The organism is Streptomyces sp. Ncost-T10-10d (genome assembly GCF_900091955.1).
Lineage (GTDB): Bacteria > Actinomycetota > Actinomycetes > Streptomycetales > Streptomycetaceae > Streptomyces.
Genome location: NZ_FMDF01000071.1, coordinates 25,707 through 39,933 on the forward strand (window position 1 = coordinate 25,707; position 14,227 = coordinate 39,933).

The window sequence follows — 14,227 nt, forward strand, 5'->3', positions numbered from 1 at the left end:
GTCTACGTCTCCGAGATGACAACCGAGGGGCACTCCCGGGTACGGTCGCGCGTTGAAGGGGCTGCGAAGCCCGTCCCATTTGTCATGCACGTCAGGTACCAGGAGGCACCCAGAGATGTCGGAAGCCCAGACCGGCGCAGCGCAGCGCGGGGAGCAGATTCTTGAGGTCTTCGACACCGCGTTCGGGGAGCTGCTGGCCGCCGATCCGGCTGCCTTCCGGGTCAAGTTCCGCAAGATGGCAGGCTCGGCTTTCGCCTTCTACCGGGGCACGGCATGCCTGTTCTACAACGACCTGGAGCGGGAGCGGCACGGCGGCCCGTACCTGGACGAGCGGACCGGCCGGGTGTGGATCCACGGCGATCTGCACGCGGAGAACTTCGGCACGTACATGGACGCCAACGGCCGGCTGATCTTCAATGTGAACGACTTCGACGAGGCGTACGTCGGCCCGTTCACCTGGGACCTCAAGCGGTTCGCCGCCTCCGTCGCGCTGATCGGGTACGCGAAGGCACTGGGTGACGACCAGATCACCGAGCTGGTCCGGGTCTACGCGGCGGCCTACCGTGAGCGGATCCACGCACTGGCGACGGGCGCGAAGAACGACGAGGTACCGCCCTTCACGCTGGACACGGCGCAGGGCCCGCTGCTGGGCGCGCTGCGCGACGCCCGGTCGCTGACCCGGTTCTCGCTGCTGGACTCGATGACGGAGATCCGGGACTTCGAGCGCCGGTTCGCGGCGGGCGGCGGCTCGATCGACCTGGACGCGGCGACGCGCTACAAGGTGCTGGCCGCCTTCGACGGCTATCTGGAGACGCTGCCGGAGTCGAGCCTGACCCGCCCCGACTCCTACCGGGTGAAGGATGTCGTCGGCCGTCGTGGCATCGGTATCGGTTCGGCCGGGCTGCCCTCGTACAACATCCTTCTGGAGGGCAACAGCGACGCCCTGGAGAACGATGTGGTGATCTACCTCAAGCAGGCGCAGACCCCCGCGGTCTCCCGGCACATCACCGACGCGGCCGTGCGCGAGTACTTCCAGCACGAGGGCCATCGCACGGTCATCTCGCAGCGCGCCCTGCAGGCGCACGCCGACCCGTGGCTCGGCTGGACCGAGCTGGACGGGGCCGGACAGCTGGTCGCCGAGGTGTCTCCGTACGCGGTCGATCTGGACTGGTCCGACATCGACGAGCCGGAGGAGATCGCCGCGGTCGTCGCCGACCTCGGCCGGGCGACGGCGACGATGCACTCCGCGGCGGACGACGAGAGCGGCCACTCGCTGGTGCCGTTCTCCACCGAGCGGGCGATCGACGCGGCGATCGCGGCGGACGAGGAGGGCTTCGCCGGCCTGCTGGTGGACTTCGCGCACAGCTATGGCGCCCGGGCCCGTGCCGACCACCAGATCTTTGTGGATCTTTTCCGCAACGGCCGCATCCCGGGGCTGTAGGGCTCCGCACGCAACCGGGCCCCTTCAGGGGTCGCTTACAGGTTCGCATGCGACACTCCTCGACGATGGACATATCCGGGACGCAGCTCAGAGTCGTTCGCGCGGCGCTTTTCACAGCGCTCGTCGTGACGCTCTCCGCTGCGTCCCATGTGCTGCTCTCCCAGGTCTCACTGCCGCTGACCGTCGTCGCCCTGCTGGCCGGCGCGGTCTTCGCCGTGGCGTACGCGCTGGCCGGCCGGGAGCGCGGCTTCGGGGCGATCGCCGGACTGCTGGTCCCGCTGGAGCTGGCCGCCGACACCGTCTTCACCACCGGCCAGCACCTCTGTTACGGCGCGGCAGGCGGCCCGATCGCGGGGCCGCTGCGCTCGGTCGGCGTCGATGTGCTGTGCGGCGGCGGTGACATCGGCGCCGGCGCGCCGCAGGTCGGTGACGTCGGCACGCCGCTCACCTCGGTGACCGACGGCGGACACATGGCAGCCGCGCTGCTGGCCTCCCCGGGCCCGGCGGTGCCATGGCTGCTGCTCGCCGCCCATGTGACGGTCGGTCTGCTCGCCGCGGCCTGGCTGCGGCGCGGCGAGTCCGCGCTCGTCGGCCTGCTGGGCGCGGTCGCCGTCCTGGCGTTCCGGCCGCTGCTGATCGCGGTCGCCGTGGTGGGTACGGCACGCCGCTCCGTACGCCGCAGGGTGCGCCCCGCCGGACGCGGCCCGCACCTGCTCGCACACGCCCGTCTGCTCGTGCACTCCGTGGGACGGAGGGGACCGCCGCGCTCGGCCTGCGCCACCGCCTGAGCACGCACATCCCTGACGACGTATCACCCACACCATGGAGAAAAGAACATGAGCAAGCGCAACAGCCAGGCCAACAAGGCGGCCGCCCGCGAGCGTCTGCGCGCCGAGCGCGAGCGCCAGGCCAAGAAGGACAAGGCCCGCAGGCAGATCGTCGTCGGTGTCTCGATCGTCGGCGTGCTGGCGGTCGTGGGCGCCGCCACCTGGGGTGTCATGCAGCTGAACAAGCCGTCCCACTGGGAGGCGGCCAAGGACGCGAAGAACGTCACGGCGCCCAAGAACACCTCGGGCGAGAACGGCACGACCGTCGTCATCGGCAAGTCGACCGCCAAGAAGACCCTGGAGCTGTACGAGGACTCGCGCTGCCCGATCTGCGCCACGTTCGAGCAGTCCGTCGGCGAGACGGTGCACAAGGATGTCGACGCCGGGAAGTACAAGATCAAGTACGTCGGTGCCACGTTCATCGACAACGCCAGTAACGGCGAAGGCTCGAAGAACGCGCTGAGCGCGCTCGGCGCCGCGCTCAATGTCAGCCCGCAGGCGTTCCTCGACTACAAGTTCGCGCTCTACTCCGCGAAGTACCACCCGGAAGAGACCGACGACAAGTTCAAGGACGACGCGTACCTGATCAAGATCGCTGACACCGTCGACGCCCTGAAGGGCAACCAGGCGTTCCAGAAGGACGTCAAGGACGGTACGTACGACAACTGGGCGATGAAGATGTCCGCGGCGTTCGAGAAGAGCGGTGTGCAGGGCACTCCGACGCTGAAGATGGACGGCAAGCCGCTCACCGGCTCGGACGGCAAGAACGCACCGATGACCGCGGCCGAGTTCAACACCGCGATCACCGCCGCCCTGAAGGGCTAGCGGCAAACTCCCGACAGCGGCTCTCCGACGGGCAGGCGAACTTCCTTCATTCGCCTGCCCGTTCGCTCTACCGGTCAGTAGGGTTCTCCTCCGTGACCAGTCGACAGCTTTCTTCGCCGATATCCGCCCCCAGCCGCCGCACGGTCGTCAAGGCCGCTGCCGCCACGGCCGTCGCCGCCCCCGTGCTGGGCGCCGCCACCACCGCGCGTGCCGCGGACGGGCCCGCCTTCCTGCACGGCGTCGCCTCCGGCGACCCCCTCCCCGACGGCATACTCCTGTGGACCCGCGTCACCCCGGCCCCCGACGCCGTGCCCGGCTCAGGCCGTGGCGCCGATACGGCGGTGCGCTGGGAGGTCGCCGAGGACAAGGAGTTCACCCGGATCGTCGCCCGGGGCACGACCGTCGCGAAGGCCGCTTCCGACCACACCGTCAAGGCCGATGTGCGGGGGCTGAGCCCGGCCACCGCCTACTGGTTCCGCTTCTCGGCGGGCGACGGTACGGAAACCTTCTCGCCGACGGGCCGCACCCGTACCGCACCGGCGGCCGGCGCTGCCACACCCGGTGTGCGCTTCGGGGTGGTGTCGTGCACCAACTGGGAGTCCGGGTTCTTCTCCCCGTACCGGCATCTCGCCGCCCGCGCCGATCTCGACGCGGTGCTGCATCTCGGCGACTACATCTACGAGTACGCGTCGGGCAGCTACCCGGACGCCGAGTACGTCGTACGGCCGCACGAGCCGAGGCACGAGATCCTGACCCTCGCCGACTACCGCACCCGGCACGGCAACTACAAGACGGACACCGACCTCCAGGCCCTGCACGCCGCCCACCCGGTGATCGCGATCTGGGACGACCACGAGTTCGCCAACGACGCCTGGTCGGGCGGGGCCGAGAACCACACACCGGGCACGGAGGGCTCCTGGGCCGACCGGGCCGCGGGTGCCAAGCAGGCGTACTTCGAGTGGATGCCGGTCCGCGCCTCCACCGAGGGCACCGTCTACCGACGGCTGCGCTTCGGCAAACTGGCCGATCTGCACCTCCTCGATCTGCGCACCTTCCGCTCCCAGCAGTCCACGATCGGCAACGGCTCGGTCGACGACCCGGATCGCACGATCACCGGCCGGGCACAGCTGGACTGGCTGAAGTCGGGTCTGGCCGGCTCGGACGCCACCTGGAAGCTGGTCGGTACGTCGGTGATGATCTCGCCGGTCGCGTTCGGTTCCGTACCCGCGCATCTGCTGGAGCCGCTGGCCGAGTTGCTGGGGCTGCCCACGGAGGGTCTTGCCGTCAATGTCGACCAGTGGGACGGCTACACGGACGACCGCAAGGAGCTGATCGCGCATCTGCGGGACCGGTCGATCACCAACACGGTCTTCCTGACCGGCGACATCCACATGGCGTGGGCCAATGACGTACCGGTGAAGGCGGCGACGTACCCGCTCTCGGCGTCGGCCGCCACGGAGTTCGTGGTGACGTCGGTGACGTCGGACAATCTCGACGACATCCTGCATGTCGCGCCGCAGACCGTCTCGGTGGTCGCTGCCGCAGCGGTCAAGGCCGCCAACCGCCACGTGAAGTGGGTGGACATGGACGCGCACGGCTACGGCGTCCTCGATGTGACCGCCGAACGCTCACAGATGGACTACTACGTGGTCTCCGACAAGACGAAGCGGGACGCGACATCCGCCTGGACGCGTTCGTACCGGACACTCAGTGGGACGCAGAAGGTCGAGCGCGTGGACCGCCCGGTGCACTGAAGGTCTGTTTTCAGCCACTGCGGTCCATGTTGACGCCGCATTACATCGCTACGGCGGGTGGCGTGCCTCCCGGCTCCAATGGGGACACACCGCCCGCCGGGGTAACGCGGGACGTTACGTCCACGTCTCAAACTCTGGAACACGCAGAATTATTTATTCCCGTTTCCCCGGTTTGCCCCGTGATCGATTGGGCTTGATCGATTCTCCTCAAGATCTGACATGCGCACGTAATCTCCCGGCGGCGGGTGAGGAAATCCCTCCCCCACACATCCGCGAGGAGTCCCTGTGCGCACTCTTGCCCGTATATCGCCGCGTATACGTCACCGTGCGATCGGCACCGCCGTCCTGGCCGGAACCCTGGCCCTGGCACCGCTCTGCGCTTCCACCGGCTCCGCCGTCGCGAAGTCGTCCACCTCCTCGGCATCCGCCGCGTCAGCCGTATCCGCCGCATCCGCCGAGAAGTGCGCGAGCGAGGCGAGCACCTCCGCCACCGCGCGCGAGGCCCGCCCCTCGGGCACCAAGCACGCCGCGGACCCCAACGAACTCACCGCGGCCCAGGCCAAGGCCATGGACACCCAGCTGAAGGAGAGACTCGCGGACCGCCGGCTCAGCGGCTCCACGCTCGCCGCGGGCGCCACCATCCCGGTGTACTTCCACGTGGTGCACTCCGGAACGACCGGCAAGCTCAGCGCGTCCGCCATCAGCAACCAGATCAGCGTCCTGAACGCCGCCTACAGCGGCCAGGGCAGCGGCAACACCAACTCCGGCTTCCAGTTCTCGCTGGCCGGCACGGACTACACGGACAACAGCTCCTGGTACAACGGCGTCTCGCCGGGCTCCTCCGCCGAGAAGGCCATGAAGTCGGCGCTGCGCAAGGGCGGCGCGAACGCGCTCAACCTCTACACCGCCAACCTCGGCGGCGGCCTGCTGGGCTGGGCCACCTTCCCCAGCTCCTACAAGTCCAACCCGTCGGACGACGGCGTCGTCATGCTCGATGCCTCGCTGCCCGGCGGCTCCGCCACCAACTACAACGAGGGCGACACCGCCACCCACGAGGTCGGCCACTGGATGGGGCTCTACCACACCTTCCAGGGCGGCTGTAACGGCAACGGCGACTACGTGGCCGACACTCCGGCCGAGGCGAGCCCCGCGTACGCCTGCCCGACCGGGCGCGACACCTGCACCAACAAGACAGGGGTCGACCCGATCCACAACTTCATGGACTACACGTACGACTCCTGCATGACCCAGTTCACCCCGGGCCAGGTGCAGCGGATGAGCGACAGCTGGATCGCCTACCGGGGCTGATCCGCCCAGTCCGTCCGAAGGGCCCCGCACGGGGCCCTTCGCGCGGTCACAGCGTGGCGAGGAAGCCGAGCGCGACCTTCCAGGCCAGCTCGGCCGAGGCCGCGTCGTGGTCCGGCAGTTCGGGGTCCATGAAGAGATGACCCGCGCCCGGATAGCGGTAGACCTCGACATCGGCACCGGTCCGCTGCATCTGCAGATACCAGGAGTTCAGCCAGTCGTGCGTCTCGAACGGGTCCGGGTCCGCGACATGCAGCTGTACGGGCAGCTCGTCCACCGAGGCGTTCTCGGCGATGTCCGAGGTGCCGTGGAACAGCAGCAGACCGCGCGCCTTCTCATCACCGAGCGCCAGCGTCTGCGCGGTGGACGCCCCGAAGGAGAATCCCGCGTACACCAGGCCCCGGTCGGAGTAGGGCGCAGCGGCCAGTACTGCCCTCCTGAGCAACTCGTCCTTGCCCACCTCTTCCTTGAAGGCCATGCCTTCCTCGACGGTTTCGAAGGTGTGCCCCTCGAAGAGATCGGGCACCTGCACCTCGTGCCCGGCGGCGCGCAACCGGTCGGCGGCCGCGTGCACCGCGGGGCGCAGACCGTACGTCGAGTGGAAAAGCATGATGTTCATGAGGCCAATGGTGCCAGCTACGGTCGGGAGCATGGAGAACGACAGGATGGAGATCGTGCTGCGACCGCTGATCGTCGTCGGCGGCTCGCTCGTGATCACGCTGCTGGTCGGCTGGCTGGTCGATCTGCTGCTCAGACGCGCCGACCGCCGGCATCACGAGACACCGCTGTGGGGTCTGCTGCGGCGCTGTCGGATACCACTGCAGCTGACCCTGTGCGCGGCGCTGCTGCGGGGCACGTACACCCACACCCGGCTCGCACTCGTCAAGGACCACGGGGCCGGGATCGGCCAGGTCCTGACTCTGGTGCTGATCGGGACGTCGGCCTGGCTGGTGGTGCGGATCGCGGCGGCCGTCGTCGACTCCGTCTACGCCCGGTACGCGGCGAGCACCCGCGATCCGGCACGGGTGCGGCGGGTCCGTACGCAGGTGACACTGATCCAGCGGGTGGTCACCGCGATCGTGGCGACCGTCGCCGTCGGCGCGATGCTGCTGACGTTCCCGGCGATGCGGACGTTCGGCACCTCGATGCTGGCCTCGGCCGGTGTGCTCGGCATCGTCGCGGGCATCGCGGCCCAGTCGACGCTCGGCAATCTCTTCGCGGGGCTGCAGATCGCCTTCGGCGACATGGTGCGGATCGGCGACACGGTGGTGGTGGACGGCGAGTGGGGCACGATCGAGGAGATCACGCTGACCTTCCTCGCGGTACGGACCTGGGACGAGCGGCGGATCACGATGCCGGTCTCGTACTTCACCAGCAAACCGTTCGAGAACTGGTCGCGCGGCGGCGCCCAGATGACCGGCTCGGTCTTCTTCCATCTGGACCACTCGGCTCCGGTCGCGGCGATGCGCGACCGGCTGCGGGACATCCTGGGCGAGTGCGCCGCCTGGGACGGCCGCAACTGGTCCCTTGCGGTCACGGACACCACACCGTCGACGATCCAGGTCCGCGCGGTCGTCACGGCGAAGGACGCGGACGACATCTGGACGGTGCGCTGCGCCGTGCGGGAGCAGCTCATCGGCTGGCTGCGCGACCACCATCCGTACGCACTGCCGAGGATCGCGACGGCGCCCGCGCCGCTTCCGCCGGGCGACGACTGGCCCGACTCGCCCCACCCCACGGACGAGAAGCCGACGGGCTGGGACAAGTCACCCCGCACGGGACGCGGCTGACCGGGCGCGGGCGCCGCGTCACCGCAGGCTGCGTACGTCCAGCTGCCGCAGCACCCGGTCGACGACCTCCGGGTCCGTACCCGCCTCGTTGCGGGCCGAGAGCACCGCGTGGCGGGCGGCCGACATCATTTCGCGCTGGACGCGGTTGATCGCCTTGAAGCGTTCGGCGCGCTTCGCGTACGCCTCGCGGCGCTCGTCGTCGACCATGTCGGGGCTGATCCGCGCCCCCACGTCGTACGCCAGCCGCTGCAGTCGCTCCGCGACCTCGTCCGGGAACTCCTCGACCTCCCGGATCTCCTTGAGCCGCTGCTTCGCGGCCTTCGCGGCGCGGATCGCGAGGTCCTTCTCCAGCGCCTCCTCGGCGTCCGTGTCCGCCCTGACCCGTAGCTTGCGGACCAGCCACGGCAGGGTGAGTCCCTGGACGACGAGCGTGGCCATGATCACGGCGAAGGCGATGAAGACGATCTCGTCCCGGCCCGGGAACGGCTTCCCGTCGTCCGTCTTCAGCGGAATCGCGAGCGCCAGCGCGACCGAGGCGACTCCCCGCATCCCGGACCACCACATGACGACGGTCTCCCGCCAGCTGGTGGGGATCTCCTCGCTGACGTCGCGCCGGGTGTGCAGCCGCTTGGCGAGCCAGGTCGCGGGCAGCAGATACAGCAGCCGTACGCCGACGACGACCGCGACGACGGCCAGGCCCCAGCCGAGCATCTGGAGCTCGCGCCCGTCGGCCGTCCCGAAGACGTTGTGCAGTTCGAGGCCGATCAGCCCGAAGGCGACCCCGGTGACGAGGGTGTCGACGATCTCCCAGAAGGTACGGCCGGTGAGCCGCCCGAGGACGTCGTCGGCGTCGGCGGTGTGCTCGGCGAGGAAGAGCGCGGTGGTGAGGACGGCGAGGACACCCGACCCCATCAGTTCCTCCGCGAGGACATAGCTGACGAACGGCACCAGCAGGGTGAGGCCGACCTGGAGCGTGGCATCGCCGAGCAGACCCATGAGTTTGATGGTGATCCAGCCGAGCGCGACACCCACCGCCACGGCGACGACTGCGGAGAGGATCAGCAGCCCGAACGCCTCCGGCAGCGAGAAGGTACCGCTCACCGCGGCGGCGATCGCCACGTGGTACAGCACGATCGCGGTCACATCGTTGAACAGCCCCTCGCCCTCCAGGATGGAGACGAGTCTGCGCGGCAGCCCGACCGAGCCCGCGACAGCCGTCGCCGCGACCGGGTCGGGCGGGGCGACGAGCGCGCCGAGCGCCACGGCGGCGGCGATGGGCAGTCCGGGGACGATCGCGTTGGCGACCGCGGCGACGGCAGCTGTCGTGATGAAGACCAGCGCCACGGCCAGCAGAAAGATCGGTCGTTTATTGGCGGCGAACTGCCGCCAGGAGGTGCGCTGCACGGAGGCGTAGAGCAGCGGCGGCAGCAGCGCGGGAAGAATGATCTCGGGTGGAATGTTCACATTCGGCACGAAGCTGAGGAACGCCATGCCGACTCCGGCGAGCGTCATCAGCACCGGCGCGGGCAGTCCGAGACGCTCCCCGAGTGGCACCGTCACCACGGCTCCGAGCAACAGCAGCAGGAGCAGTGCCATTTGGTCCACGAGGTGCCTTCCGGAATGCGGCGAGCCGACCTCTTCGGTCGGCCGATCTGGACTTCAAGCCTGCCACGCAAGGCCCGCAATCCAGACAACACCCCCTCGGTATCGCCTCCTTAATCGACCATTCCTCCGATGTTTATGCCGTCAGCCCCCTTCCGCCACCTCCCCTGGGCGGGCAGTATGCGGCGTGTGTCATTCAGGGACAAGAACCTTCACCACATACATGACTGACAGGAGAAACCACGTGACCGCGTTCTCCCGAAGGCATTTCGTCGGCGCCACCGCTGCCGGCACGTCCGCGCTCTGGCTCGCCGGCTCCCGTACCGCATGGGCCGCAGCCGCCCCCGCACCGACGGGCCACCCGGACGCCGACATATACGAGAAGACCGTCCGCGACGCCGCCATGACCTGGCGCACGCTCCCCACCGGCTGGCAGCAGGCCCCCTTCCTCGCCAACGGCTACCTCGGCGTCCAGCTGTACGCGGGAAGGACCGCCAACACCCTGAAGCTGATGCTCAGTCACAGCCAGGTTCAGGACCAGCGCGGTCAGTGGCGCGGCGGCATCGGCTTCTCCCGCCTTCCCATCGGGTACTTCACCCTGACCCTCGCCGGCGACATCACCGCCGTCGACTGGACCCTGGATCTGTACGACGCCGAGCTGCGCGGCACCGTCACCACCACACACGGCTCCCTGGCGTTCTCCGCTCTCGTACAGAACGACACCAGCGCCCTGCTGATCTCCACCCGGCCCACCCCCGGCGAGGAGTCCGCCGCCTGGTCCTTCCAGTGGCTGCCCGCCGCCACCACCCGCAGCAGCGGCAAGCCCGAGGACTACACGGCCAACCCGGACCCACGGGTCGGCGACGGCTTCGTCGAGCAGCCGCTGCTCGCGGGCGGCGGCTGGACCACCGCCTGGCGCGAGCAGCGCGAGGGCACCGGCCGACTGCTCGCCGCACACCTCGTGTACCGCTTTCCCGGCCGGGTGTCGGAGGCGACGGCCGCCGCGCTCCGGGCCGTGGACCGCACCCTCGCCACCGACCTCGATCGGCTGGTGGACCGACACCGCGGTTGGTGGCACGCGTACTACCGGCGCAGCTTCCTGTCCGTGCCGGACAAGCGGCTGCAGAGCTTCTACCTCATCCAGCTCTACAAGCTCGCCGCGTCGACCAGGGCCGAGGGCCCGACGATCTCCGAATGGGGCCCGTGGTTCCCCGAAGTCGGCAACAACTGGACCGCGGTCTGGTGGAACCTCAACGTCCAGATCGGCATGGCGCCCATCCACGGCTCCAACCACCCCGAACTCGACTCGGTGACGGGCGCCTTCCGCCGCTTCGAGCGCAACCTCCCGGCCTCCGTCCCCGTCGACCACCGCGACGGCGAGAGCTACGCGCTGGGCCACCCCTCCGACTGGCAGTTGCGCGCAGGCGATACGTACGACGTCGGCGCCCCGGGCTCGGACCACGTCTCCGACAACTTCGGCAATCTCACCTGGGCCCTGCACAACGTCTGGCAGTCCTACCGGCACTCGATGGACCTGTCCGTCCTGCGCGACGTGGTGTATCCGATCCTCGCGAAGGCCATCAACTTCTACGCGCACTTCCTGCACGAGGGCCCGGACGGCAGGCTGCATCTGCTGGAGACCCGCTCCCCCGAGTACGCCAACGCCGAGGACTGCACCTACGACCTCTCGCTCGTCCGCTGGGGTGTGCGCACCCTGATCGCGTCGGCGAAGCTGCTGCGCAGCAATGATCCGCGACTGAAGCGCTGGCAGGACATCGACCGAAGGCTCACCCCGTACGCCGAGGACCCGGCGGCCGGCGTCATGATCGGCAAGGACGTCCCGCTCGCCGACTCGCACCGGCACCACTCGCATCTGCTCTGGCTCCACCCGCTGCGCGAACGGAACTGGGACCGGGCCGGGGACCGCGTTGTGATGCAGCGCTCCATGGACCACTGGGTCTCCATGCAGCAGCTGTGGCACGGCTACAGCTACGCCACCGCCTCGTCCATGTACTCGGTGATGGACGAGCCGGAGAAGGCCCTCGACTTCCTGACCTTCTTCACCGATCTGAAGGTGGTCGCGGACTGCCAGATGACCGTCAACACGATGTACCGGGAGGGCAAGAACCTCGCCCTGGAGAGCCCGCTGTCCGCCGCCCAGTCGATGCTCGACATGGTGGTGCAGGGCCACGAGGGGGTGGTGAAGGTCTTCCCGTCCGTCTCGGACCGCTGGGCGGACGCGTCGATCGCGTCGCTGCGCACCCAGGGCGCCTTCCTCGTGGACGCGGACCGCTCCGGCGGTGCCACGCGCTGGGTACGGGTGCACAGCGAGGCGGGCGCCCCACTGACCCTGGACCACTCCATCGCAGGCCGGATCGACGTACGGGACGCACACGGGCGCCCGCTGCGCTGGCGGGAGGCCGGACCGGGCCGGATCACGGTCGCCCTGTCGCGCGGTGGCACGGCGGTGGTCACTCCGCACGGCGCGCGCCACCCCGGGACGGGACCGCGCGATGTGCCGTCGAACGGCGCGTGGACGCGCTGGGGCCTGCCGGGCCGACCCTGACATGTGCGGGGGCCGCTCGCTCCGTACGGCCGGGGCGGCACCCGGCACTCGTTCGCCTGCTACAGAGCGCGGCGCATCGCCCGGTGGGCGATCCCGGCATCCGGGAATTCGGGGCCGTACGTCACATACCCGAGCCGCTCGTAGAAACCGAGCGCATGGGTCTGGGCGTGCAGATCGACGGCGGCCAGACCGAGCTCACGAGCCGCATCCTCAATGGCCCGGACCAGCGCCGCGCCGACGCCGAGACCGCGCGCCTGCTTGGTCACCGCCAGCCTGCCGAGCGAGCCCACGGTGAGGTCGCCGCCGGTCTTGGCGACGGCGGCCGGTCCGTGCAGCAGCCGCCCGGTGCCGAGCGCGGAACCGTCCGCCGCGACGGCGATCACATGCACCGCGTCGGCGTCGTAGGCGTCGTACTCGATCTCCTCGGGCACCTTCTGCTCGCCGACGAAAACGTCCTTGCGGACTTGGAAACAGGCGGCGCGGTCCTGCTCGTCGACGACGGTACGGGTGGTGTACGGGGCGGACGTGCCGGTCACTCGCTCTCCGCCGCGATCTTGTCCAGGGCCTGCTGGAGGTCGTCCGGGTAGTTGCTGGAGAACTCCACCCAGCTGCCGTCGGACGGGTGCTCGAAGCCGAGCCGGACGGCGTGCAGCCACTGCCTCGTCAGACCGAGGCGCTTGGCCATCGTCGGGTCGGCGCCGTAGGTGAGGTCACCGACGCAGGGGTGGCGGTGGGCCGACATGTGCACCCGGATCTGGTGGGTGCGGCCCGTCTCCAGCTTGATGTCCAGGAGGCTGGCGGCCCGGTAGGCCTCGATGAGGTCGTAGTGCGTCACGGAGGGCTTGCCCTCGGCCGTGACGGCCCACTTGTAGTCGAGGTTGGGGTGGCGCCCGATGGGGGCGTCGATGGTGCCGCTCATCGGGTCCGGGTGGCCCTGTACCAGCGCGTGGTACTTCTTCACGACGACCCGGTCGCGGAACTGCGCCTTCAGCAGGGTGTAGGCCCGCTCGGACTTGGCGACGACCATCAGGCCGGAGGTGCCGACGTCGAGGCGGTGGACGATGCCCTGGCGCTCGGCGGCGCCGGATGTCGAGATGCGGTACCCGGCCGCGGCGAGACCACCGATGACGGTCGTGCCGGTCCAGCCGGGGCTCGGGTGGGCAGCGACCCCGACCGGCTTCACGATCACGACGATGTCGTCGTCGTCGTGCACGATCTCCATGCCCTCGACGGGCTCGGCGACGATCTGCACCGGAGCGGGTGCCTGCGGCATCTCCACTTCCAGCCAGGCGCCGCCCCGTACCCGCTCGGACTTCCCGACCACCGCGCCGTCCACCTGCACCTTCCCGGCAGCGGCCAGGTCGGCGGCCCGGGTGCGGGAGAAACCGAACATCCGGGAAATGGCGGCGTCGACGCGCTCGCCCTCCAGGCCGTCGGGTACGGGCAGGGTGCGGACCTCGGGATACGTACTCACCTGTCGAGTATGCCTTGCGCCCGCTAGTCCTTGTGCACGGTCCCGTCGGGGTCCAGGCCCTTGAAGGAAAGGATCACGATCAGGATGCCGCCGCAGACGATCGCGGAGTCGGCGAGGTTGAAGACGGCGAAGTGCGCGGGGGCGATGAAGTCCACCACCGCGCCCTCGAAGGTGCCGGGAGCGCGGAAGATGCGGTCGGTGAGGTTGCCGAGCGCACCGCCGAGCAGCAGGCCGAGCGCGATGGCCCACGGCAGGCTGTAGAGCTTGCGGGCGAGGCGGGCGATCACGACGATGACGGTCGACGCGATGAAGGTGAAGATGATCGTGAAGGCCTCACCGATGCCGAACGCGGCGCCCGCGTTACGGATCGCGTCGAGCTTCAGCCAGTCGCCGAGGATCTCGACCGGCGGATGGTGTTCCAGCTTCGCGACCACGATCATCTTGCTGATCAGGTCGAGCAGATAAGCGAAGACGGCCACGGCGAAGAGCACCATGATCTTCCGCTTGCCCCTGCTCGGGACCGTCTCCTCGACCCGGCTCTCGGCCTCGTCCCCTTCGGTCCCCTCAGCATCGGGGATGTCCGGCGTACCGATGATGCGCTCCGCCTCTGCCACGTGAGTCCCTCAACCTAGGTTCCTGACTG

General features: G+C 69.3%; 12 protein-coding genes. 7 read left to right on the forward strand and 5 right to left on the reverse strand.

Annotated elements, in window-relative coordinates:
- Positions 1-115 precede the first annotated feature (115 nt).
- From GA0115254_RS10030 to GA0115254_RS10050, 5 genes are all read left to right on the forward strand, one after another.
- On the forward strand, positions 116-1,441 hold the full coding sequence (locus tag GA0115254_RS10030) for a DUF2252 domain-containing protein (protein ID WP_093894929.1): 1,326 nt from the start codon (positions 116-118) through the stop codon (positions 1,439-1,441).
- Between the two features lie 65 nt (positions 1,442-1,506).
- Positions 1,507-2,229 (forward strand): hypothetical protein, encoded by a 723-nt coding sequence (locus GA0115254_RS10035; RefSeq protein ID WP_176740055.1) that lies wholly within the window; start codon positions 1,507-1,509, stop codon positions 2,227-2,229.
- Between the two features lie 48 nt (positions 2,230-2,277).
- Positions 2,278-3,093, forward strand: coding sequence for a DsbA family protein (locus GA0115254_RS10040; protein WP_093894931.1), 816 nt, complete (start codon positions 2,278-2,280; stop codon positions 3,091-3,093).
- A gap of 92 nt (positions 3,094-3,185) precedes the next feature.
- A complete protein-coding gene (locus tag GA0115254_RS10045; protein WP_093894932.1) occupies positions 3,186-4,847 on the forward strand; it encodes an alkaline phosphatase D family protein in 1,662 nt (553 codons plus the stop codon).
- A 285-nt stretch (positions 4,848-5,132) separates the two neighbouring features.
- Entirely contained in the window at positions 5,133-6,155 is a 1,023-nt protein-coding gene (locus GA0115254_RS10050; RefSeq protein WP_256102477.1) for a zinc metalloprotease, read from the forward strand.
- Between the two features lie 46 nt (positions 6,156-6,201).
- On the opposite strand, the gene GA0115254_RS10055 is transcribed toward GA0115254_RS10050, so the two are convergent.
- Complete coding sequence (locus GA0115254_RS10055) at positions 6,202-6,780, reverse strand: dienelactone hydrolase family protein (protein WP_256102479.1); 579 nt, start codon at positions 6,778-6,780, stop codon at positions 6,202-6,204.
- A 37-nt stretch (positions 6,781-6,817) separates the two neighbouring features.
- Here GA0115254_RS10055 and GA0115254_RS10060 point away from each other — a divergent pair, with 37 nt between their 5' ends.
- Positions 6,818-7,942, forward strand: a complete 1,125-nt coding sequence (locus tag GA0115254_RS10060) for a mechanosensitive ion channel family protein (RefSeq protein ID WP_093894933.1) — start codon at positions 6,818-6,820, stop codon at positions 7,940-7,942.
- Positions 7,943-7,960: 18 nt separating this feature from the next.
- Here GA0115254_RS10060 and GA0115254_RS10065 read toward each other — a convergent pair whose 3' ends face one another.
- The gene (locus GA0115254_RS10065) at positions 7,961-9,547 is read right to left on the reverse strand and encodes a Na+/H+ antiporter (protein ID WP_093894934.1); all 1,587 of its coding nucleotides are present in this window, start codon (positions 9,545-9,547) and stop codon (positions 7,961-7,963) included.
- A 241-nt stretch (positions 9,548-9,788) separates the two neighbouring features.
- Between GA0115254_RS10065 and GA0115254_RS10070 the strand changes: the two genes are divergently transcribed.
- On the forward strand, positions 9,789-12,110 hold the full coding sequence (locus tag GA0115254_RS10070; RefSeq protein WP_093894935.1) for a glycosyl hydrolase family 95 catalytic domain-containing protein: 2,322 nt from the start codon (positions 9,789-9,791) through the stop codon (positions 12,108-12,110).
- A 59-nt stretch (positions 12,111-12,169) separates the two neighbouring features.
- Here GA0115254_RS10070 and GA0115254_RS10075 read toward each other — a convergent pair whose 3' ends face one another.
- The 3 genes from GA0115254_RS10075 to lspA are packed head-to-tail and all read right to left on the reverse strand — an operon-like array spanning position 12,170 to position 14,198.
- Positions 12,170-12,646 carry a GNAT family N-acetyltransferase gene (locus GA0115254_RS10075; protein WP_093894936.1) on the reverse strand — a complete coding sequence of 159 codons (477 nt, stop codon included), beginning with the start codon at positions 12,644-12,646 and terminating at the stop codon, positions 12,170-12,172.
- The gene (locus GA0115254_RS10080; protein ID WP_093894937.1) at positions 12,643-13,584 is read right to left on the reverse strand and encodes an RluA family pseudouridine synthase; all 942 of its coding nucleotides are present in this window, start codon (positions 13,582-13,584) and stop codon (positions 12,643-12,645) included. The genes GA0115254_RS10075 and GA0115254_RS10080 overlap by 4 nt, the downstream gene beginning before the upstream one ends.
- A 23-nt stretch (positions 13,585-13,607) precedes the next feature.
- Positions 13,608-14,198, reverse strand: a complete 591-nt coding sequence (gene lspA, locus GA0115254_RS10085) for a signal peptidase II (protein ID WP_093894938.1) — start codon at positions 14,196-14,198, stop codon at positions 13,608-13,610.
- Positions 14,199-14,227: the final 29 nt, after the last annotated feature.